Consider the following 19,431-nt stretch of genomic DNA (forward strand, 5'->3'; position numbering starts at 1 on the left):
TCTCCGGTCCGGTCATCGTGCGTCTTCGCACGTAGCGGCGGCGCGACCGTACCAAAGCGTTCCCTCGCCGTAGCGACGGGCCCGCAATGGCTCGAATCCCTTGGGCCAGCCGAATTCTCCGCCTCTGGTGCTGCGTTCCACCGTGACGAGCGCATCGTCTGTGAGCCACCCCTGCGTACGGAGTGTGAGCAGGATCTCGCGAAGATCGTCGTCGGTGACGGCGTACGGAGGGTCGAGGAAGACCACGTCGTACGGGTCCGCGGGCGCCGGTCCCGTCACGATCTGTTCGGCTCTGCCGGCACGGACCTCGGCGCCGGGCAGGCCCAGGGTGCGGACGTTGTCCCGGACGGTGCGGACGGCCTTGGCGTCGGCCTCGACGAGCAGGGCGTGGACCGCTCCGCGGGAGAGCGCTTCGAGGCCGACGGCCCCCGAGCCCGCGTAGAGATCGGCGATCCGGATGCCGTCGAGGGTGCCGAGGAGCGCCTGCCAGGTGGAGAACAGGCCCTCACGCGCGCGGTCGGAGGTGGGGCGGGTGCCGGTGCCGGGCGGGACGGCCAGGCGGCGTCCGCCTGCCACGCCTGCGATCACGCGGGTCATGGGTGTCTGATCCTCGGGTCGGGGCGGCGCGCAGGGTGCTGCGGGCGCCGTGCCACCCACGATATGGCGTCGGGCCTGCCGGGGCCCGGCCGGCCGCCTCCGTCGGTCACGGCCCGCCCGGCCCGGTCAGCCCTTGTCGAGGTACTCCTCACGTTCCTTGTCCAGCAGGGCGTCCAGCGCGACGCGCAGTTCGGGCAGGCGCTCCAGGTCCGGGTCGGCGGCCACGACCGTGACGGCCTCCTGGCGGGCGGCGGCGATGACCTCCTCGTCGTCGATGACGCTCAGCACCCGGAGCGAGGAGCGGACCCCGGACTGGGCCTGTCCGAGGACATCGCCCTCGCGGCGCTGTTCGAGGTCGATCCGGGAGAGCTCGAAGCCGTCGAGGGTGGCGGCGACGGCGGCGAGGCGGGCGCGGGCGGGGCTCGCCTCGTGGGCCTCGCTGACCAGCAGGCAGAGCCCGGGGGCCGATCCACGGCCGACCCGGCCGCGCAGCTGGTGGAGCTGGGAGACCCCGAAGCGGTCGGCGTCCATGATCACCATCGCGGTGGCGTTGGGGACGTTGACCCCGACCTCGATGACGGTGGTGGCGACCAGGACGTCGACCTCGCCCGCGGCGAAGCGGCGCATCACGTCGTCCTTGTCGTCGGGGTGCATCCTGCCGTGCAGCACCTCGATGCGCAGACCGGTGAGGGGCCCCTTGGCCAGCTGCTCGGCGATCTCCAGGACGGCGAGCGGGGGGCGCTTGTCCCCCTCCTCCTTCGCCTCCTTCTCCTCGGCGGTCTTCTTCTTGGCGCTCTTCTTCTTGGCGGCGTCGTCCTCGTCGTCACCGATGCGGGGGCAGACGACGTAGGCCTGGTGGCCGTTCTCCACCTCTTCACGGACGCGTTCCCAGGCGCGGCTGAGGAAGTGGGGTTTGTCCTTGGCGGGGACGACATGGCTGGCGATCGGCGAGCGGCCGGCCGGCAACTGGTCCAGGACGGAGGTCTCGAGGTCGCCGAAGACGGTCATGGCGACCGTACGGGGAATGGGGGTGGCGGTCATCACGAGCAGATGCGGCGGCTGCTTCCCCTTGGAGCGCAGGGCGTCGCGCTGCTCCACCCCGAAGCGGTGCTGCTCGTCGACGACGACCAGCCCCAGGTCGTGGAACTGCACCTTGTCCTCGATCAGCGCATGCGTCCCGATGACGATCCCGGCCTCGCCGGTGACCAGGTCGAGCAGGGCCTGCCTGCGGGCCGCCATGCCCATCGAGCCGGTGAGGAGGACGACCTTGGTGCCCTGCTCGGATCCGCCCAGCATGCCGCCCTCGGCGAGCTCGCCCATCATCTCGGTGACGGAGCGGTGGTGCTGCTGGGCGAGGACCTCGGTGGGCGCGAGCATGGCGGCCTGGCCGCCCGCGTCGACGGTGCCCAGCATGGCGCGCAGCGCGACCAGGGTCTTCCCCGAGCCGACCTCCCCCTGGAGCAGCCGGTGCATGGGGTGCTCGGTCGCCAGGTCGTCGAAGATCTCCTTGGAGACCTTGACCTGTCCGTCGGTGAGGGTGAACGGCAGCTTGGCGTCGAAGGCGTCGACGAGGCCGCCGGGGACCGGCCTGCGGGCGACGGCGGGCAGCTGGGTGTCCGCGTACCGGCGGCGGGCGAGGGCGACCTGGAGGACGAAGGCCTCGTCCCACTTGAGCCGGTCCCTGGCCGCGGCGACGTCGGCCTTCGTCTGCGGCCGGTGGATCTTCACCAGCGCCTCGGGCAGGGAGGTGAAGCCCCGGCCGTCGCGCAGGGCGGGCGGGAGCGGGTCCACCGCCTCCTGGGCGCTGGGCAGCACCGCGTCGACCGCCTTGGCGATCCGCCAGGAGTCGAGCTGCTTGCAGGCGGGATAGATCGGGAGCAGCTTGCCGGCGAAGGCGTCCACGGCCTCGCTCGCCCCGGCCTCGTCGACGGCCTCGGCGTCCAGCAGCTGGTACGTGGGGTGGGCCAGCTGCATCTTGCGGTTGAAGACGGAGACCTTGCCGGCGAACATCGCACGCCGGCCCGGCAGCAGATCCTTGTGCGGCTTGTGAACGCCGTGGCCGAAGAAGACCAGCTGGAGACGGCCGTGGCCGTCGGTCAGCGTCACCTCCAGGCGCCTGCCCCGGCCGCCGTTGAACGTCATCACGCGGGCGTCGTCGACCTGGGCGACGACGGTCACATGCTCGTCGAGCGGGAGGTCGGTCAGCGCCGTGAGCCGGCCGCGCTCCTCGTACCGCCGCGGGTAGTGATGCAGGAGATCACCGACCGTGTGCAGGTCGAGGTGCTCGGCCATCACCTTCGCGGTGGCGCCGCCGAGCAGCTTCTTGAGGGGTTCGTCGAACGCAGACACGCGATCCATTGCACACCACACCACTGACAGTTGTCCGCCGGGCAGCGCCGGAACCCCGGAATCCCCCGGCCGGCGACCGGTGACCGGTGAGCGGCGGCCGGGGGGCGGCGGCCGGCGCTACTCCACGCCGATCAGCAGCGGAGCGCACTGGTGACCGCCGCGGTAGACCACCGTGTCCACCGCCAGGTAGCCCTCGCGTACGTGTTCCTCCAGCCCCTCGGCCAGGGTGTCGGGGACGTCCTCGCCGAGGACCAGGGTGACGAGTTCGCCGCCCGCCGCCAGCATCCGGTCCAGCACCTTCCGGGCCGTTTCGGGGACGTCCTCGCCGATCACGGCCACATCACCGTCGATCAGGCCCAGGATGTCGCCGGCCTGGCAGATGCCCGCCATGGTCCAGGACTGGCGTTCGGCGACGGCCAGTTCGGCGTACCGGGTGGCGCCGGCCGCCGCGGTCATCGCGACGACGTCCTCGTCGAAGCTGCGGTCCGGTTCGTGGACGGCCAGGGCCGCGATGCCCTGGACCGCCGCCCTGGTGGGGATGAGGGAGACCCGGACGCCCTCGGCCCGGGCCTGCTCGGCGGCGGCTGCGGCGGTGTGGCGCAGGTCCCCGTCGTTGGGCAGGAGCACCACCTCGCGGGCGTGCGCGCGGCGGATGGCGTCGACGAGTTCGCCGCTGGCCGGGGGCTCACCGGGGCGCGCGAGCACCGTCGTCGCGCCGGCCTGGGCGCACAGGCCGGCGAGGCCGTCGCCCGGGACGACCACGACGACCGCCCGTTGGACGGGTTCGGGGCGGCCGTGCACCCGGTCCGCGGCGAAGTGCGTGATCCGGATCCGGTACGGCCGCCCGGCCTCGACCCCGGCCTCCACCGCCGCTCCCGCGTCGTCGACGTGCACATGGACGTTCCACAGCCCGTCGCCGCCGACCACCACGAGGGAGTCTCCGAGCCCGTCGAGGCGGGTCCGCAACCGCTCGACGGCCTGGTCACCGGCCTCCAGCAGGTAGATCACCTCGAAGGCCGGTCCGCCCTCGGGGTCGTCCGCCGCAGGGCAGTCCCCGGCCTCGGTGACGAACGCGGCGGGAGCCGCCGGTGCCTCGTACCGCCGCTCCGGGGCGCGGCCCGAGACCGCCTCCAGCAGCGCGCCGAGCACCGCCACCAGTCCCCGTCCACCGGCGTCGACGACCCCGGCCCGGCCGAGGACCGCGAGCTGACCCGGGGTCGCGTCCAGGGCCGTCCGCGCCCCTTCGTACGCCGCCCGCACCACCGCGGGCGCCCCGGCGCCGGCCGCCACCCGCGCCGCGGCCGCGGCCGCCTCGGTGGCGACGGTCAGGACCGTGCCCTCGACGGGGTGGGCGACCGCTTCCCGGGCCGAGGCCGCTGCCGTGGTGAGCGCGAGGCACAGCCGGCCGGCGCCCGACCCCTCGGCCAGGACCCCGGCCATGCCGCGCAGGAGCTGCGCCAGGATCGTGCCGGAGTTGCCTCGGGCCCCGATGAGCGCGCCGTGCGCCATGGCGCGTACCGCGTCGGCGGTGGAGGGGGCCGAGACGCCGGTCTCGTGGGCGGCGAAGACGGCCTCGACGGCGGCCGCCGCGGATTCGACGGTCAGGTAGAGATTGGTTCCGGTGTCGCCGTCGGCGACGGGATACACGTTGATCGCGTCGATGGCCTCGCGCTCCCGGCCCAGCGCGTCCAGCGCCAGTGAGCACCAGGTACGCACCGCGACGGCGTCCAGGTCGTCGGCGGTCTGCGGCACCTGATGGTCCTCCTCGAAACGCGTACCGGGGCGGCGGGCTGCACCGCAGGGTAGCCCCGGCAGACCGCCGGGACGGGTCCAGGGGCGGGGCGGGCGGCTGTGGACCCATGGTAGTTTCGTATCTCCGACGCAGCCGTTGTATGCTGCTTCGGTTGCCCGGCGAGAGTCGGGAACATTCCCCCGGTACCGCCACTTCAGTCAATGAATCCGGCGTGCCGGAATTCACTGTAAGTGCATCTGAAGTTTTGGAGTGACCCGTGGCTGCCAACTGCGACGTTTGCGGCAAGGGGCCGAGCTTCGGCAACAGCATTTCGCACTCGCACCGCCGTACGTCCCGTCGCTGGAATCCCAACATCCAGCGCGTGCGTGCCGTGGTCGGGCGGACGCCGAAGCGGCTCAACGTCTGCACCTCGTGCATCAAGGCCGGCAAGGTCGCGCGCTGACGTTCCCGTCGTAGCGCAGCCCTACCGGTTGCCCAAAAAGCCGGTCCACCTCGGTGGACCGGCTTTTTGCTGTGCCCTTCCGGGGACGCGCGGGACGGATGCGCGGGATACGGATCAGCGGCCGTCCCGCAGCCGCCACCCGTGGTCGACCGGGCCGATCCCCGATCCCAGCGGGAAGCCCGCCGCTATCGCGCCGGTGACGTAGCCCTTCGCGGCCCGTACCGCCGTGGGCACGTCCTGGCCGAGGGCCAGTCCGCAGGCGATGGCGGAGGCGAGGGTGCAGCCCGTGCCGTGCGTGTGACGGTTGTCGTGGCGGGGGGCGCGCAGCCAGTGGTCCTCCGAGCCGTTCGTGAGCAGGTCCACGGGGTCGCCCGGCAGGTGCCCGCCCTTGACGACGACCCAGCGGGGCCCGTATCCGAGCAGTACGGCGGCCGCGCGCCGCATTCCGGCCTCGTCGGTGACGGTGATGCCGGTGAGCTGTGCCACTTCGTCGAGGTTCGGGGTCGCCACGGTCGCGACGGGCAGCAGCTTCGTACGGACGGATTCGAGCGCCTCCGCGGCCAGCAGCGGGTCTCCGTGCTTGGAGACGCCGACCGGGTCGACGACGGCGGGGGCGTCCGTCCCGGCGAGGAGCGCGGCGACGGTCTCGACGAGCAGCGCCGACGACAGCATGCCGGTCTTGACCGCGCTGACGCCGATGTCGTCGACGACGCTGCGGTACTGGGCGCGTACGGCCTCCGCGGGCAGTTCCCAGGCCCCTTGCACGCCCCGCGAGTTCTGCGCGGTGACGGCGGTCAGCACGCTCATGCCGTGGACGCCGAGCGCCAGCATCGTCTTGAGGTCGGCCTGGATGCCGGCACCGCCGCCGGAATCGGATCCGGCGACGGTGAGCACACGGGGCGGTGCGGCGGAGGGTATGGGCATGTGCCGCAATCTACTGGGTCCGGGCGGGGCCCCAGGGCCTGTATTGATCACGAGCCTTGGTGACAGTCGTGATCAATACACCTAGACGTCCTCGATGTCGCCGAAGTGGTCCCAGCCGCCCTTGGCCGTCCAGGGCGCCCCGTCGACCGTGACCTGCGGCAGCGCCGAGGGGTTGAGGACCTCGCCGATCACCTTCCAGCGGGCCGGGAGCTTCACGTCGGGCGGGAACGTCGCGACGATCGCGTGGTCCTCGCCGCCGGTGAGCACCCACTGGAGCGGGTCCACGCCGACGGCCTGCCCGATGTCGGACATCTGGGACGGGATGTCGATGAGGCCGGAGCGCAGGTCGATGCGGACCTTGCTGGCCTCGGCGATGTGGCCGAGGTCGGCGACGAGCCCGTCGCTGACGTCCGTCATCGCGGTGGCGCCGAGCCCCGCCGCCGCGGGACCCGCGTGGTAGGGCGGTTCGGGGCGGCGGTGGGCCTCCACGAAGGCGCGCGGCGACCGGAATCCGCGCGAGAGGACGGCGAACCCGGCGGCGGACCAGCCGAGCCAGCCGGTCACGGCGACGACGTCGCCGGGCTGGGCGCCCGCCCTGGTGACGGGTTCGTGGTTGCGCAGATCGCCGAGCGCGGTGATCGCGACGGTGATGGTCTCGCCGCGCACGACATCCCCGCCGACGACGGCCGCCCCCGCGACCTGGCACTCGTCGCGGATGCCGTCCATCAGCTCCCCGGCCCAGGTGACCGGGAGTTCGGCGGGTACGACGAGGCCGAGGAGCAGTGCGGTGGGCACGGCCCCCATGGCGGCGATGTCGGCGAGGTTCTGCGCGGCTGCCTTGCGGCCGACGTCGTACGCGGTCGACCAGTCACGCCGGAAGTGCCGGCCCTCCAGCAGGATGTCCGTGCTGGCCACGACCCTGCGGTCGGGGGCGGTGACGACCGCGGCGTCGTCGCCGGGCCCCAGCCGTACCGCCGGAGTGGTGGTGAGCCGGGAGGTCAGCTCTTTGATGAGCCCGAACTCCCCCAACTCGCCCACGGTTCCCTTCACCGAGTCTCACCTCTCATCTATGGGGCCGGACGTGCGTCCGGCCTGCTTCAGCGGCCGGGTGCCCGCCCCGGCCGTGGAGCGCGGCCGCCTGCGGGAGCGGTCCGTCCTGCTGGTCACGGGCATGCCTGTCCCCCGTCCGCCCCGCTGAGCTTGCGGTCGCGGGCCGTCACTGCTGTCGGTACTGTCAAGAGATACGTCAACTTGTGCCTTCTGTACGCCACGCTGCGGGCGTCATCCGGCCCGCGGGTCTCCCCGCGGCCCGCGGCAACGCGATAACGTGGCGTCCCTTTCCCCCACATGATCCTCGTGGCCGCCCTGGAGGTTCCGTGGTACAGGCGTACATCCTTATCCAGACCGAGGTGGGCAAGGCGTCGACCGTCGCCGAGACCATCGCCAAGATTCCGGGAGTGATGCAGGCAGAGGACGTCACCGGCCCCTACGACGTGATCGTGCGGGCCCAGGCCGACACGGTCGATGAACTCGGACGCATGGTGGTCGCCAAGGTCCAGCAGGTGGACGGCATCACCCGAACCCTGACCTGTCCGGTCGTTCACCTGTAGCCCCCGTCTACGCTGGGCCGGTGACATCTTCCTGCCGCCGGCTCCTCCACCCCGTGCTCCTCGGTCCGTCCGCCGCCCTGCTGCTCCTGGCCGCGGTGGGCTGTACTTCCACGGATCCGTCGGCATCGGTCCCGGTGCCCGAGCCGTCCCCGGAAGCCGCAGCCTACTGCCGCGCGCTGCACAAGGAGCTGCCGAGTTCCGTCGCCGGGCTGGAGCGCAGTGATCCCACGCCCCGTTCGGATCTGACCGCCGGGTGGGGGGACGGGGCGATCGTACTGCGCTGCGGTGTCGCGCGCCCCGCGAAGATGGACGACGCCCAGTCGAAGGCGGCCGACGCCGACGGCGTCAACTGGCTGCTGGAGCAACGGAAGGACGACGGACCGCGGTTCACGACGACCCTGCGCAGAGCGTACGTCGAGGTCTCGCTCTCGCCCGCCTACGCGCACGACGCGACCCCGCTCGCGGCGTTCGCGAAGGTGGTCAAGAAGACGGTTCCCAGCAGCCTGTAGCCGGGCGGCGGGACATCGGGGACACGGCTCCCGGCAGGCGCGGGGAGTGCGCCGGAGCGCACTCCCCGTTCCGTGCCGGGTGTCCCTCAGCGCAGCCCGGTCGGCCGGTCCAGCGCCGCCTGGATGAGCCGGTCCACCAGCTGCGGGTAGCTGACGCCGCTCTCCTGCCACATGCGCGGGTACATGGAGATCGGGGTGAACCCCGGCAGGGTGTTGATCTCGTTGATGACGAAGCCGCCGTCCTCGGTGAGGAAGAAGTCGGCGCGCACCAGCCCCTCGCAGGAGGCGGCCTCGAAGGCCTCGACCGCGAGCCGCTGGACCTCGGCGGTCTCCTCGGCGGTGAGCGGGGCGGGCACGATGCCGGACGCCGCGTCGATGTACTTGGCCTCGAAGTCGTAGAAGTCGTGCGAGGTGACCGGCGGGATCTCGGCGGGCACGCTGGCGCGCGGACCGTCCTCGAACTCCAGCACCCCGCACTCGATCTCGCGGCCCCGCAGCAGCGACTCCACCAGGAACTTGGGGTCGTGGCGGCGCGCCTCCTCGATCGCCTCGTCGAGCCCGGAGACGTCGTCGACCTTGGTGATGCCGATGGACGAGCCGGCCCGGGCGGGCTTGATGAAGAGCGGCCAGCCGTGCTCGCCGGCGAAGTCGGTGATGCGCTTGCGGGCGCCCTGCGGGTCGTTGTCCCACTCGCGGGGGCGCACGACCACGTACGGGCCGACGGGGAGGCCGAAGGAGGTGAAGACGCGCTTCATGTACTCCTTGTCCTGGCCGACGGCGGAGGCGAGGACGCCGGCGCCGACGTACGGCACGCCCGAGAGCTCCAGGAGACCCTGGAGCGTGCCGTCCTCCCCGTAGGGACCGTGCAGGACGGGGAAGACGACGTCGACCTCGCCGAGCGCCTTGGGGACCGACCCGGGCTCGCTGTAGACCACTTCACGGCTGCCGGGATCCACGGAGAGCACCACGCCGCCCTCCTCGGACTCGGCCAGCTGCGCCACGTCGGGCATCGTGCGGTCCGTGATGGCCATGCGTTCGGGTTCGTCGGCGGTGAGCGCCCAGCGGCCGTCCGTCGTGATGCCGATCGGCAGGACGTCGTACTTGGTCCGGTCGATCGCGTTCAGGACCGCACCGGCCGTGACCACCGAAATGCCGTGTTCGGAACTGCGGCCGCCGAACACGACGGCCACACGCGGCTTGCGGAGCTGCTGCTCCGTGCTCTGGGGGAGGTTCTCGCTGCTCATATCGCGATGAGCGTACCTGCTGGTACAGATTGCGTCAGCGCGGCCGGGGCCGTCCGGGGCCGAACGGGTCAGCTGCCCGGGACCGGCCGGCCCCGCGACCCCGGTCCCATGTGCCGGTCGGTTCAGGGCCTTTCGTCCGGATCGCGCCGGGTCGGGGAGGGGGCTCCGGTGCGTGCGGCCGCACGGCGACCGACGACAACGCGGCAGATGTGCGTGCCCGACCCCGCGCGCCCGGCATGACCCGGTCGAGAGGCCCTAACTCCGTTCGGCCTTGGCGCTGCGCGACATCAGCTCCTTGAGCGCCACCAGGGGCGGCTTGCCCTCGTGCACGATGCCGACGACCGTCTCGGTGAGGGGCATCTCGACGTCGTGCCGACGGGCCAGGTCGAGCACCGATTCGCACGACTTGACGCCCTCGGCGGTCTGCTTGGTGACGGCGATGGTCTCCTGGAGCGTCATGCCGCGGCCGAGGTTGGTTCCGAAGGTGTGGTTGCGCGAGAGCGGCGACGAGCAGGTCGCCACCAGGTCGCCGAGGCCCGCCAGACCGGAGAAGGTCAGCGGATCGGCGCCCATGGCCACGCCCAGCCGGATGGTCTCCGCGAGGCCGCGCGTGATGAGCGAGCCCTTGGTGTTGTCGCCGAGGCCCATGCCGTCGGCGATGCCGACGGCCAGCCCGATGACGTTCTTGACGGCGCCCCCGAGCTCGCAGCCGACGACGTCGGTGCTGGTGTAGGGGCGGAAGTACGGGGTGTGGCAGGCGGCCTGGAGGCGGCGCGCGACGGACTCGTCCCGGCAGGCGACGACGGCCGCGGCGGGGCGGCGTTCGGCGATCTCCTTGGCGAGGTTGGGACCGGTGACGACGGCGATCCGGTCGGCGGAGATCTTCGTGACGTCCTCGATGACCTCGCTCATCCGCTTCGCGGTGCCGAGTTCGACGCCCTTCATCAGCGAGACCAGGACCGTCTGCGGCTCCAGGTGCGGGGCCCAGCCGGCGAGGTTGGCGCGCAGCGTCTGGGACGGCACGGCGAGCACCGCGAAGTCGGCGCCGCGCAGTGCTTCGGCGGCGTCCGTCGTGGCCCGGACCGAGGCCGGGAGTTCGATGCCCGGCAGGTAGTCGGGGTTGGTGCGGGTGGTGTTGACGGCGTCGGCGATCTCGGCCCGGCGTCCCCAGAGGGTGACCTCACAGCCGGCGTCGGCGAGGACCATGGCGAAGGCCGTACCCCATGAGCCGGTTCCGAAGACGGCTGCCTTTACGGGGTGCGTCACTTGGTTCCCTCTCCTTCGGCCTTGCGCCGTTGTTCCGCACGGGCCTTGCGGTGGTCGTACAACCCGGCGGGGGCCGGCAGCCCCCGTACGTCGGCCAGCTGCTCGGTGATCGCGCGCATGATGACCTCGGTCGCCTCGCGCAGCACGTCGGGCGTCGGCTCCTTGCCGTAGAACCGTGAGAGGTCGACGGGCGGACCGGCCTGGACCTGGAGGGTCTTGCGGGGGAAGAGCCGCAGCTTCCTGTCCTTCGCATAGGGCGGCATCGCCAGGTTGGCGCCCCACTGGGCGACCGGGATGACCGGGGCCCTGGTCATCAACGCGACGCGGGCGGCCCCGGTCTTGCCGGCCATCGGCCACATCTCGGGGTCGCGGGTGAGGGTTCCCTCGGGATAGAAGGCGACGCACTCGCCCCGCTCGATGGCGTCCACGGCGGCCCGGAAGGCGTCCAGCGCGTTCGTCGTCTCGCGGTACACGGGGATCTGCCCGGTGCCGCGCAGCATCATTCCGACGAAGGGGGTCTTGAAGAGGCCCGCCTTGGCGAGGAGCCGCGGTACGCGTCCGGTGTTGTACTGGAAGTGCCCGTACGAAAGCGGGTCGAGGTAGGAGTTGTGATTGACCGCGGTGATGAATCCGCCGTCGGCCGGAATGTGTTCCATTCCCCGCCAGTCGCGCTTGAACAGAATCACCAGCGGCGGCTTCGCGATGACCGCTGCCAGGCGGTACCAGAAGCCGATTCTGCGGCGGGACACTCGGACACCTTCCTGTATGGCCTGCTGGAGGAGCCGACTGCCGACCGACTACCGACGGTCAAGTCTGGCCCCAGGCCCCTGCTCTGTCGAGGAACACCGTACGCCTCGCCCCGGGGACCGACCCTCCGGGTTGTCGCACCGGCAGGCGAGAATAGGCGGCCATGCGCATCGAGGGGGAGACCGCCACGAACACCGACCCGACCGGTCCCTGGTCCCTGGTCGTCCCGTTGAAGCCCTTGGCGCTGGCGAAGAGCAGGCTGGCGCCCGCTTCCGGCGCCCTGTTGCGGCCGCGGCTCGCCCTGGCGTTCGCCCGGGACACCGTGTCCGCCGCGCTGTCCTGCCCGGAGGTCGCCGATGTGGTGGTCGTCACGGACGACGCGGCGGCGGGGGCGGCGCTGGCGGCCCTGGGGGCCCTGGTCGTGGCCGATACCCCGGCCGCCGGGCTCAACGCCGCCCTCGCACACGGTGAGCGGGTCACCCGGTCGCGCCGGCCGGGGGCGGCGGTCGCCGCGCTCAACGCCGATCTGCCCGCTCTGCGGCCGGCGGAATTGTCCCGCGTACTCGAATTTTCGGCCGCTTTTCCCCGGACTTTCGTGACCGATTCCGCGGGAATCGGAACGACATTTCTCGCCGCTGGGCCGGGAGTGGAATTGCGTCCCGCTTTCGGCGGCCCGTCCAGGGCCCGGCATCTCGCGTCGGGGGCGGTGGAGGTCACGCTGGCCGGTATCGATTCGGTACGCCGGGACGTGGACACGGGCGACGACCTGCGGGCGGCGCTGGCGCTGGGCGTCGGCCCGTTCACGGCGGGGCGCTGGGCCGCGGGAGTGCGCGCGGCGGACCGATAGGCTGCCGCCATGCAGGCGACCTCGTACACGTACGACCCCGAGACCCGCACCGGCAGCGTGCTGCTGGACGACGGCACCCCCGTGGACTTCGACGCCCCGGCCTTCGACGCCGGCGGCCTGCGGCTGCTGCGGCCGGGCCAGCGCGTGCGGATCGAGGGGCAGGGCGAGGGCGCCGGGCTCCGGATCACCCTGGTGACGCTGCAGACCTTCTGAGCCCTCGCACGCCCCCGGAACAGCCCGCGGGCCGGGCTCCCCTCGGGGAGCCCGGCCCGGCGCGTGTGAGGAGCCCTGCGGTTCCGGTCCTCACTTCTTGCGTGCAGTGGCCTTCTTCGCCGTGGTCGTGCGCGCGGTGGTCTTCTTCGCGGGCGCCTTCTTCGCCGTGGCCTTCTTGGCGGGCGCGGTCTTGCTCGCGGCGGCCTTCTTGGCGGGCGTGGCCTTCTTCGCCGCCGCCGGGGTGGCCTTCTTCGCGGCCGCCGGGGTCGCCTTCTTCGCGGCCCCCGTCGTCTTCTTCGCCGCCGCGGACGTCTTCGTCGGCGTGGCCTTCTTGGCGGTGGCGGTGGTCTTCTTCGCCGTCGCCGCGGTCTTCTTGGCGGTGGCGGCCTTCTTGGCGGTGGCCTTCTTCGCGGCGGCCTTGGCCGTCGTACGGGTGGAAGAACCGCCCGAGAGGCTTCCCTTGGGGGCCTTCTTCACGGCCACGTCGTTCTTGGGGAGCTTCTTCGATCCGCTCACCAGGTCCTTGAAGCCCTGACCCGCACGGAAGCGGGGCACCGAGGTCTTCTTGACCCGTACGCGCTCACCCGTCTGCGGGTTGCGGGCGTAGCGGGCGGGGCGGTCGACCTTCTCGAACGAGCCGAAGCCGGTGACCGAAACCCGGTCACCTGCGACAACCGCACGAACGATCGCGTCGAGCACCGCGTCGACGGCGTCCGCGGCCTGCTGACGGCCGCCGACCTTGTCGGCAATCGCTTCTACGAGCTGCGCCTTGTTCACGTCTTCCCCTTCGGAGACATTGCCCGAACGAAACTGTCCAGGCTTTTTCGCACGTTAGGCAGATATATACCGCAAATCAAACACGAAACGGGCTAATCACCCTAGTGCCGCAACGAAGTCGACCGCTGCGCAGTTCCGCAGAGTCAGTCACCTTCGGGGAATCGGCCCTCATCGAGGTCCTTCATCAACCGGTCCAGACGCCTTGCCGCATCCGGGAGATCGTGCTTCGCCGCGGCCGTGACGACCAGCAGCTTCCGGTTCAGCGCCATCCGTACGCCCTCCGGGACTTGCAGTGCACGCACTCGTGAGTGCGCTTCCTTCAATTGGTCGGCGACTTGGCCGTAAAGCTTGAGTTGGCTGTCGCGTTCCATGCACCGATTGTGCCATCTGGGGCGAGTTGTCGCCCGACGGGGTCTCAACAAGCGACTGCGCCCCCTACCAGATGGCAGGGGGCGCAGTACGGGAAACGTGCTGCTCAGGCGTTAATTGTACGTGGCTTGTGGGCCGGCCTGGCCGCCTCGTAGGCCGCGATGTCCGCTTCGTTCTGAAGGGTGAGGCTGATGTCGTCCAGACCGTTCAGCAGCCGCCAGCGGGCGTTCTCGTCCAGCTCGAAGTCGGCGGTGATGCCCTCCGCGAGGACCTGCCGCTTCTCCAGGTCGACGGTGACCTCGGCCGTCGGGTCGGCCTCGGTCAGCTCCCAGAGGGCGTCGACGACCTTCTGGTCCAGGACCACGGTCAACAGCCCGTTCTTCAGCGAGTTGCCGCGGAAGATGTCGGCGAACCGGGAGGAGACGACCGTCTTGAAGCCGTAGTTCTGGAGGGCCCAGACGGCGTGCTCGCGGGACGACCCGGTGCCGAAGTCGGGGCCGGCCACCAGGACCGACGCGCCTTGGCGCTCCGGGCGGTTGAGGACGAAGTTCTCGTCCTTGCGCCAGGCCTCGAAGAGCCCGTCCTCGAAGCCGTCCCGGGTGACCTTCTTCAGCCAGTGGGCGGGGATGATCTGGTCGGTGTCGACGTTGCTGCGGCGCAGCGGGACGGCCCGGCCGGTGTGTGCGGTGAAAGCTTCCATGATTCTCAGACTCCGGCGGGCGTACGGACGTCGGACAGATCGGCCGGCGAGGCCAGATGACCCAGCACGGCGGTGGCGGCGGCGACCTGCGGGGAGACCAGGTGCGTACGGCCGCCCTTGCCCTGCCGGCCCTCGAAGTTCCGGTTCGAGGTCGAGGCGGAGCGCTCGCCGGGGGCCAGCTGGTCGGGGTTCATGCCGAGGCACATCGAACAGCCCGCGTGCCGCCATTCGGCGCCGGCGGTGGTGAAGACCTTGTCCAGGCCCTCCTCCACGGCCTGCAGGGCGACCCGGACGGAGCCCGGGACGACCAGCATCCGTACGCCGTCGGCGACCTTGCGGCCGTCCAGGATCGCGGCCGCGTTGCGCAGGTCCTCGATCCGCCCGTTGGTGCAGGAGCCCACGAAGACGGTGTCGACGTTGATCTCGCGCAGCGGCTGCCCGGCGGTCAACCCCATGTACTCCAGGGCCTTTTCCGCGGCGTTGCGCTCCGAGGCGTCCTCGTACGAGGCGGGGTCGGGGACGTTCGCCGACAGCGGCGCGCCCTGGCCGGGGTTGGTGCCCCAGGTGACGAACGGCGCCAGCTCGGCGGCCTCGATGACCACCTCGGCGTCGAAGACCGCGTCGTCGTCCGTGCGCAGCGTCTTCCAGTACGCGACGGCCGTGTCCCAGTCCTCGCCCTGCGGGGCGTGGTCCCGGCCCTGCAGGTAGTCGAACGTGGTCTGGTCCGGAGCGATCATGCCCGCCCGCGCGCCGGCCTCGATCGACATGTTGCAGATGGTCATCCGGGCCTCCATCGAGAGCTTCTCGATGGCGGAGCCGCGGTATTCGAGGATGTAGCCCTGGCCGCCGCCGGTGCCGATCCGGGCGATGATCGCGAGGATCAGGTCCTTGGCGGTGACGCTGTCGGGCAGTTCGCCGTCGATGGTGATGGCCATCGTCTTCGGGCGGGCCAGCGGCAGCGTCTGGGTGGCGAGCACGTGCTCGACCTGACTGGTGCCGATACCGAACGCCAGGGCGCCGAACGCACCGTGCGTGGAGGTGTGGGAGTCGCCGCACACGACCGTGGTGCCGGGCTGGGTCAGGCCCAGCTGCGGGCCGACCACGTGCACGACACCCTGCTCGACGTCACCCAGCGGGTGCAGCCGGACGCCGAACTCCGCGCAGTTCTTCCGCAGCGTCTCGAGCTGGGCGCGGGAGACCGGGTCGGCGATCGGCTTGTCGATGTCGAGGGTCGGAGTGTTGTGGTCCTCGGTGGCGATGGTGAGGTCGAGGCGCCGCACCGGGCGTCCGGCCTGCCGCAGACCGTCGAAGGCCTGCGGGCTGGTCACCTCGTGCAGCAGGTGCAGATCGATGTAGAGGAGGTCGGGCTCGCCTTCGGCGCGCCGGACGACATGGTCGTCCCAAACCTTCTCCGCGAGTGTCCTACCCATCGCTTTCCCTCCGGCCGGCGTCGTCGCCGGCCCAACTAGAGATTCGGTGCGCCGCCGTCCGGCACCCCCGTGCGGGGCGGTGGCTACGGGCCGTTGTGGGGCCGCACGTACAGGTTCGCAACTTCCCTGGAAAATTGAACTTGCGTTTCACAGAGTGAGACGCGAGTATCGTCGTATGGACAACTCTAGCGGCGTCGGCGTTCTCGACAAGGCAGCTCTGGTATTGAGCGCCCTGGAGTCCGGGCCGGCCACCCTCGCCGGGCTGGTCGCGGCGACCGGGCTCGCACGACCCACGGCTCACCGGCTGGCCGTGGCTCTGGAACACCACCGCATGGTGGCAAGGGACATGCAGGGCCGGTTCATTCTCGGCCCCCGCCTGTCGGAGCTCGCCGCTGCGGCGGGCGAGGACCGGCTCCTGGCCACGGCCGGACCGGTACTCACGCATCTGCGCGACATCACGGGCGAGAGCGCCCAGCTCTATCGCCGGCAGGGCGACATGCGTATCTGCGTGGCGGCGGCGGAACGGCTGTCCGGCTTGCGGGACACCGTGCCGGTCGGCTCCACGCTCACCATGAAGGCGGGCTCCTCCGCCCAGATCCTGATGGCGTGGGAGGAGCCGGAGCGCCTGCACCGCGGCCTCCAGGGCGCCCGCTTCACCGCGACGGCGCTCTCCGGCGTACGGCGCCGGGGCTGGGCCCAGTCGATCGGTGAGCGCGAACCGGGCGTGGCCTCGGTCTCCGCCCCGGTGCGCGGCCCCTCGAACCGGGTGGTCGCCGCGGTCTCGGTCTCCGGACCGATCGAGCGGCTGACCCGGCACCCGGGCCGGATGCACGCCCAGGCCGTCATCGACTCGGCCGCCCGCCTGAGCGAGGCCCTGCGCCGCACGGGCTGAGCCGCCTCCCCCGTCCTTCTTCAGCAAGTGCCGCCCCAGCGTCGTGGCGGCCCCTCCGTACCGCGCACCTCAGCGCCTCATTTCTCCGGCGAGCGGTGGGCCAGCCGATCCGCCGCCCGGCGCCCGCGCTCCTCGACCGGCAGCGACCCGGTCGCCGCCGCCAGTCCGTACGCCGGCATATCAGCGTAGATGGACTCGTAGCCGCCCTCGGGCACCACATAGGTCTCGTGCCACAGCCCCACGTGCTGCCGGGACTTCTTCTCCTTTCGGTTGATCATCGCCCACGCCTTGCGGTGGAGCATGTCCGGCGCCACGGCGTACGCGTAGAGCTTCTCCTTCGACTCCCAGTACTGGACGACGTAGTACGTCCTCGGCGAGCCGGCCAGCAGTTGGTACCGGAGCAGCCCCCTGCTCCTGTCCTTGCTCAACTCCCGCAGCAGACGCGGCATCGCGAGGAGGACGGGGAGCCAGTGGTGCACTCCCCGGAAGTGGTTGATGCGCATCCCGATCAGCAGGATCACCACCTCCCCCTCGGCCGCCGCGGTCATCCGTCCCGGAATCGGTCGCGCGAACATGCGGGTCCCCCTGGGTTCGTTGGAGAGTGGAACTATCCAATGGTTGGATCGTGGCACCGCCCCCGGGGCGGCGCAAGGGAGGGGACGGAATGCGGCTCTCGGAACTGAGCGAGCAGAGCGGCGTGAGCACGGCGACGATCAAGTACTACCTACGCGAAGGGCTGTTGCCGCCGGGGCAGCGGGTGAGCGCGACGCAGGCCGAGTACGACGACAGCCATGTGCGCCGACTGCGGCTGATCCGGGCCCTCCTCCAGGTGGGCCGCCTCCCCGTGGCCACGGCACGCGAGGTGCTGAACCACGCCGACGACGCGTCCTTGAGCCGTACGATCCGGCTCGGCGCGGCCCTCTGGTCGCTGCCGCACGGCCCCGAGCCCGACGAGGAGGCCCCGGAGACGGCGATCGCCACCGCGGAGGTCGACCGGCTCCTGGACCGGCTGGGGTGGTCGACCGCGCGGGAGATCGGCGCCCTCTCCCCCTCCCACCGCTCACTGGTGGCGTCCCTGGCCACCCTGATCCGCCTCGGCTACCCGTGCCGGGGCGATTATCTGGCGGACCACGCGCGCCTCATGCACGAGGCGGCGGCGCGCGACCTGGACATGATGGAGACGTATCCCACACAGTCCGAGCAGGTGGAGATGGCCGTGGCCTCCGCGGTGCTGTACGAGCCGCTGCTCGCGGCGTTGCGGCGGCTGGCGCAGGAGGAGGAGTCGGCCCGGCGGTACGGACTGTGAGCGGGGCGCCGTACGGAGCGCGTCCGCGCCGGAAGGCCCGCGTGCACAAGCAGCCGAACGGCCCCCGTACACAAGCGGAAGGCCCCTCACCGGAGTGAAGGGCCTTCGCCTGTTGCTCTGTTGTACCCCCGACCGGATTTGAACCGGCGCTACTGCCGTGAGAGGGCAGCGTGCTAGGCCGCTACACAACGGGGGCTTGTTTACTGCGACTTGCTGGTGTTGCTGTCTTGCGCTGGGCTACCAGGACTCGAACCTAGAATGACGGTACCAGAAACCGTAGTGTTGCCAATTACACCATAGCCCATGGTGTTGCAAGTACCCCCGACCGGATTCGAACCGGCGCTACTGCCGTGAGAGGGCAGCGTGCTAGGCCGCTACACAACGGGGGCCCTAGCGATCCTGCATCGAGAGCGTGGGTGCGACCCAGATGTTCTCGCGGGAAGGATCTGTACCCCCGACCGGATTCGAACCGGCGCTACTGCCGTGAGAGGGCAGCGTGCTAGGCCGCTACACAACGGGGGCTTGTTCCTGCAACTTGCTGGTCTTGCTGTCTTGCGCTGGGCTACCAGGACTCGAACCTAGAATGACGGTACCAGAAACCGTAGTGTTGCCAATTACACCATAGCCCACTGAAACGCAACCCCTGAGGGCCTTGTCTCTGTCTGCGCTTCCCGTCCGGATCTTTCGTTCCGCTCGGGCGGCGCAGGAAGAACATTACCCGAAGGTGTCCGGCGCTCCAAAACGGGTATCGGCCGACAGCAGGCCGGGGAGCTGGTCAAGGGCCGTGATCCGGACCAGTTCGGGCCGCCCGCCCCGTCCGCGCCGGTCCAGCCAGATGCCCGCGAGCCCGGCGGCCACCGCGCCGCTGGCGTCGATGTCCGGCTCGTCGCCCACGTACGCCACCTCGTGCGGATCGAGGGCCAGCGCCTCGCAGGCCGCGTGGAACGCTCCCGCGTCCGGCTTGGAGACGCCCAGCTCGACGGCGCACAGCACCACCTCGAAGCGGTCCCGCACCCCGAGCGTGCGCAGCTTGCGGTCCTGGTTGTGGATGCTGGAGTTCGACAGGACGGCGTGGCGGTATCCGTCCGCGAGCCGGTCCAGGGCGGGCAGGGCGTCCGGGAACAGCTCCCAGGCCGCCTCGTAGTGCCCGGCGTGCCGGCCGAACCAGCCGTCGGCCTCCCCGTCGCTCAGCCGCCGCCCCAGGAACGCCCGCACGCGCTCCCTGCGCTGCCCCTGGAAGTCGACCTCGCCGGCCGCGAACCGTGCCCACTGCACGTCCGTGATGGCCTTCCACGCGTCGAGGGCCTGCTCCAGGGAGGCGTATCCCTCGGGCAGGCCCTCGGCCTCCAGGTGCTTGCGCATGCCGATGCGGTCGGCACCGGAGTAGTCGAAGATCGTGTCGTCGATGTCCCAGAGCACTGCGCGGATCGGCATGATCCGACTCTACGCGCGCCCG

21 protein-coding genes and 5 tRNA genes are annotated in these 19,431 nt (G+C 71.2%); 7 read left to right on the forward strand and 19 right to left on the reverse strand.

Going from position 1 to position 19,431, the window contains the following annotated elements; all coding sequences use genetic code 11:
- Window positions 1-12: 12 nt before the first annotated feature.
- The 3 genes from rsmD to E6R60_RS34670 all read right to left on the reverse strand — a co-directional run bounded on the left by rsmD (window position 13) and on the right by E6R60_RS34670 (window position 4,698).
- Window positions 13-597 carry a 16S rRNA (guanine(966)-N(2))-methyltransferase RsmD gene (gene rsmD, locus E6R60_RS34660; protein WP_136330704.1) on the reverse strand — a complete coding sequence of 195 codons (585 nt, stop codon included), beginning with the start codon at window positions 595-597 and terminating at the stop codon, window positions 13-15.
- A gap of 126 nt (window positions 598-723) precedes the next feature.
- Window positions 724-2,955, reverse strand: coding sequence for an ATP-dependent DNA helicase RecG (gene recG / locus E6R60_RS34665; protein ID WP_136330705.1), 2,232 nt, complete (start codon window positions 2,953-2,955; stop codon window positions 724-726).
- A 108-nt stretch (window positions 2,956-3,063) separates the two neighbouring features.
- Window positions 3,064-4,698 carry a DAK2 domain-containing protein gene (locus E6R60_RS34670; RefSeq protein WP_136330706.1) on the reverse strand — a complete coding sequence of 545 codons (1,635 nt, stop codon included), beginning with the start codon at window positions 4,696-4,698 and terminating at the stop codon, window positions 3,064-3,066.
- Window positions 4,699-4,955: 257 nt separating this feature from the next.
- Between E6R60_RS34670 and rpmB the strand changes: the two genes are divergently transcribed.
- A complete protein-coding gene (gene rpmB / locus E6R60_RS34675; protein ID WP_003965989.1) occupies window positions 4,956-5,141 on the forward strand; it encodes a 50S ribosomal protein L28 in 186 nt (61 codons plus the stop codon).
- 114 nt (window positions 5,142-5,255) lie between these two features.
- On the opposite strand, the gene thiD is transcribed toward rpmB, so the two are convergent.
- Together thiD and E6R60_RS34685 are read right to left on the reverse strand one after the other, a co-directional pair.
- Complete coding sequence (gene thiD / locus E6R60_RS34680) at window positions 5,256-6,065, reverse strand: bifunctional hydroxymethylpyrimidine kinase/phosphomethylpyrimidine kinase (RefSeq protein ID WP_136330707.1); 810 nt, start codon at window positions 6,063-6,065, stop codon at window positions 5,256-5,258.
- Between the two features lie 81 nt (window positions 6,066-6,146).
- A complete protein-coding gene (locus E6R60_RS34685; RefSeq protein WP_136330708.1) occupies window positions 6,147-7,115 on the reverse strand; it encodes a thiamine-phosphate kinase in 969 nt (322 codons plus the stop codon).
- A gap of 326 nt (window positions 7,116-7,441) precedes the next feature.
- On the opposite strand from E6R60_RS34685, the gene E6R60_RS34690 reads away from it, so the two are divergent.
- Complete coding sequence (locus E6R60_RS34690) at window positions 7,442-7,675, forward strand: Lrp/AsnC ligand binding domain-containing protein (protein WP_136330709.1); 234 nt, start codon at window positions 7,442-7,444, stop codon at window positions 7,673-7,675.
- A gap of 20 nt (window positions 7,676-7,695) precedes the next feature.
- Window positions 7,696-8,184, forward strand: a complete 489-nt coding sequence (locus E6R60_RS34695) for a DUF3515 domain-containing protein (RefSeq protein ID WP_206309597.1) — start codon at window positions 7,696-7,698, stop codon at window positions 8,182-8,184.
- 86 nt (window positions 8,185-8,270) lie between these two features.
- Here E6R60_RS34695 and E6R60_RS34700 read toward each other — a convergent pair whose 3' ends face one another.
- The 3 genes from E6R60_RS34700 to E6R60_RS34710 form a co-directional block, all read right to left on the reverse strand.
- Window positions 8,271-9,428 (reverse strand): D-alanine--D-alanine ligase family protein, encoded by a 1,158-nt coding sequence (locus E6R60_RS34700; protein ID WP_136330710.1) that lies wholly within the window; start codon window positions 9,426-9,428, stop codon window positions 8,271-8,273.
- 255 nt (window positions 9,429-9,683) lie between these two features.
- On the reverse strand, window positions 9,684-10,694 hold the full coding sequence (locus E6R60_RS34705; RefSeq protein ID WP_136330711.1) for an NAD(P)H-dependent glycerol-3-phosphate dehydrogenase: 1,011 nt from the start codon (window positions 10,692-10,694) through the stop codon (window positions 9,684-9,686).
- Window positions 10,691-11,443, reverse strand: a complete 753-nt coding sequence (locus tag E6R60_RS34710; RefSeq protein ID WP_136330712.1) for a lysophospholipid acyltransferase family protein — start codon at window positions 11,441-11,443, stop codon at window positions 10,691-10,693. Before E6R60_RS34710 ends, E6R60_RS34705 begins: the two co-directional genes overlap by 4 nt.
- A 161-nt stretch (window positions 11,444-11,604) precedes the next feature.
- On the opposite strand from E6R60_RS34710, the gene cofC reads away from it, so the two are divergent.
- On the forward strand, window positions 11,605-12,288 hold the full coding sequence (cofC, locus tag E6R60_RS34715; protein WP_136330713.1) for a 2-phospho-L-lactate guanylyltransferase: 684 nt from the start codon (window positions 11,605-11,607) through the stop codon (window positions 12,286-12,288).
- A 9-nt stretch (window positions 12,289-12,297) separates the two neighbouring features.
- Window positions 12,298-12,501, forward strand: coding sequence for a hypothetical protein (locus E6R60_RS34720; RefSeq protein WP_136330714.1), 204 nt, complete (start codon window positions 12,298-12,300; stop codon window positions 12,499-12,501).
- 90 nt (window positions 12,502-12,591) lie between these two features.
- Here the strand turns inward: E6R60_RS34720 and E6R60_RS34725 are convergent, their stop codons facing one another.
- From E6R60_RS34725 to leuC, 4 genes are all read right to left on the reverse strand, one after another.
- A complete protein-coding gene (locus tag E6R60_RS34725; RefSeq protein WP_136330715.1) occupies window positions 12,592-13,278 on the reverse strand; it encodes an HU family DNA-binding protein in 687 nt (228 codons plus the stop codon).
- 143 nt (window positions 13,279-13,421) lie between these two features.
- Window positions 13,422-13,649, reverse strand: coding sequence for a hypothetical protein (locus E6R60_RS34730; RefSeq protein ID WP_136330716.1), 228 nt, complete (start codon window positions 13,647-13,649; stop codon window positions 13,422-13,424).
- A 104-nt stretch (window positions 13,650-13,753) separates the two neighbouring features.
- A complete protein-coding gene (gene leuD, locus E6R60_RS34735; RefSeq protein ID WP_136330717.1) occupies window positions 13,754-14,347 on the reverse strand; it encodes a 3-isopropylmalate dehydratase small subunit in 594 nt (197 codons plus the stop codon).
- Between the two features lie 5 nt (window positions 14,348-14,352).
- Window positions 14,353-15,777 (reverse strand): 3-isopropylmalate dehydratase large subunit, encoded by a 1,425-nt coding sequence (leuC, locus tag E6R60_RS34740; RefSeq protein ID WP_136330718.1) that lies wholly within the window; start codon window positions 15,775-15,777, stop codon window positions 14,353-14,355.
- A 175-nt stretch (window positions 15,778-15,952) separates the two neighbouring features.
- On the opposite strand from leuC, the gene ndgR reads away from it, so the two are divergent.
- Window positions 15,953-16,669, forward strand: coding sequence for an IclR family transcriptional regulator NdgR (gene ndgR, locus E6R60_RS34745; protein WP_003966003.1), 717 nt, complete (start codon window positions 15,953-15,955; stop codon window positions 16,667-16,669).
- 77 nt (window positions 16,670-16,746) lie between these two features.
- Here the strand turns inward: ndgR and E6R60_RS34750 are convergent, their stop codons facing one another.
- Entirely contained in the window at window positions 16,747-17,244 is a 498-nt protein-coding gene (locus E6R60_RS34750) for a DUF4188 domain-containing protein (protein ID WP_136330719.1), read from the reverse strand.
- Window positions 17,245-17,333: 89 nt separating this feature from the next.
- On the opposite strand from E6R60_RS34750, the gene E6R60_RS34755 reads away from it, so the two are divergent.
- Window positions 17,334-17,975 carry a MerR family transcriptional regulator gene (locus tag E6R60_RS34755; RefSeq protein WP_136330720.1) on the forward strand — a complete coding sequence of 214 codons (642 nt, stop codon included), beginning with the start codon at window positions 17,334-17,336 and terminating at the stop codon, window positions 17,973-17,975.
- 123 nt (window positions 17,976-18,098) lie between these two features.
- On the opposite strand, the gene E6R60_RS34760 is transcribed toward E6R60_RS34755, so the two are convergent.
- The 6 genes from E6R60_RS34760 to E6R60_RS34785 all read right to left on the reverse strand — a co-directional run bounded on the left by E6R60_RS34760 (window position 18,099) and on the right by E6R60_RS34785 (window position 19,409).
- Window positions 18,099-18,171, reverse strand: a tRNA-Glu gene (locus tag E6R60_RS34760).
- A 36-nt stretch (window positions 18,172-18,207) separates the two neighbouring features.
- Window positions 18,208-18,279, reverse strand: a tRNA-Gln gene (locus E6R60_RS34765).
- Between the two features lie 12 nt (window positions 18,280-18,291).
- Window positions 18,292-18,364 (reverse strand) — tRNA-Glu (locus E6R60_RS34770).
- 60 nt (window positions 18,365-18,424) lie between these two features.
- Window positions 18,425-18,497, reverse strand: a tRNA-Glu gene (locus E6R60_RS34775).
- Between the two features lie 35 nt (window positions 18,498-18,532).
- Window positions 18,533-18,604 (reverse strand) — tRNA-Gln (locus E6R60_RS34780).
- Window positions 18,605-18,689: 85 nt separating this feature from the next.
- The gene (locus E6R60_RS34785) at window positions 18,690-19,409 is read right to left on the reverse strand and encodes an HAD family hydrolase (protein WP_136330721.1); all 720 of its coding nucleotides are present in this window, start codon (window positions 19,407-19,409) and stop codon (window positions 18,690-18,692) included.
- Window positions 19,410-19,431 lie beyond the last annotated feature (22 nt).

This window comes from Streptomyces sp. A0642, assembly GCF_004795105.1.
Classification (GTDB): Bacteria; Actinomycetota; Actinomycetes; order Streptomycetales; family Streptomycetaceae; genus Streptomyces.

Coding starts and splice junctions, on each gene's coding strand:
- rsmD (WP_136330704.1), bottom strand. CDS start 597: ATGACCCGCGTGATCGCAGGCGTGGCAGGCGGACGCCGCCTGGCCGTC.
- recG (WP_136330705.1), bottom strand. CDS start 2,955: ATGGATCGCGTGTCTGCGTTCGACGAACCCCTCAAGAAGCTGCTCGGC.
- thiD (WP_136330707.1), bottom strand. CDS start 6,065: ATGCCCATACCCTCCGCCGCACCGCCCCGTGTGCTCACCGTCGCCGGA.
- E6R60_RS34700 (WP_136330710.1), bottom strand. CDS start 9,428: ATGAGCAGCGAGAACCTCCCCCAGAGCACGGAGCAGCAGCTCCGCAAG.
- cofC (WP_136330713.1), top strand. CDS start 11,605: ATGCGCATCGAGGGGGAGACCGCCACGAACACCGACCCGACCGGTCCC.
- E6R60_RS34720 (WP_136330714.1), top strand. CDS start 12,298: ATGCAGGCGACCTCGTACACGTACGACCCCGAGACCCGCACCGGCAGC.
- E6R60_RS34730 (WP_136330716.1), bottom strand. CDS start 13,649: ATGGAACGCGACAGCCAACTCAAGCTTTACGGCCAAGTCGCCGACCAA.
- leuD (WP_136330717.1), bottom strand. CDS start 14,347: ATGGAAGCTTTCACCGCACACACCGGCCGGGCCGTCCCGCTGCGCCGC.
- leuC (WP_136330718.1), bottom strand. CDS start 15,777: ATGGGTAGGACACTCGCGGAGAAGGTTTGGGACGACCATGTCGTCCGG.
- ndgR (WP_003966003.1), top strand. CDS start 15,953: ATGGACAACTCTAGCGGCGTCGGCGTTCTCGACAAGGCAGCTCTGGTA.
- E6R60_RS34750 (WP_136330719.1), bottom strand. CDS start 17,244: ATGTTCGCGCGACCGATTCCGGGACGGATGACCGCGGCGGCCGAGGGG.
- E6R60_RS34755 (WP_136330720.1), top strand. CDS start 17,334: ATGCGGCTCTCGGAACTGAGCGAGCAGAGCGGCGTGAGCACGGCGACG.
- E6R60_RS34785 (WP_136330721.1), bottom strand. CDS start 19,409: ATGCCGATCCGCGCAGTGCTCTGGGACATCGACGACACGATCTTCGAC.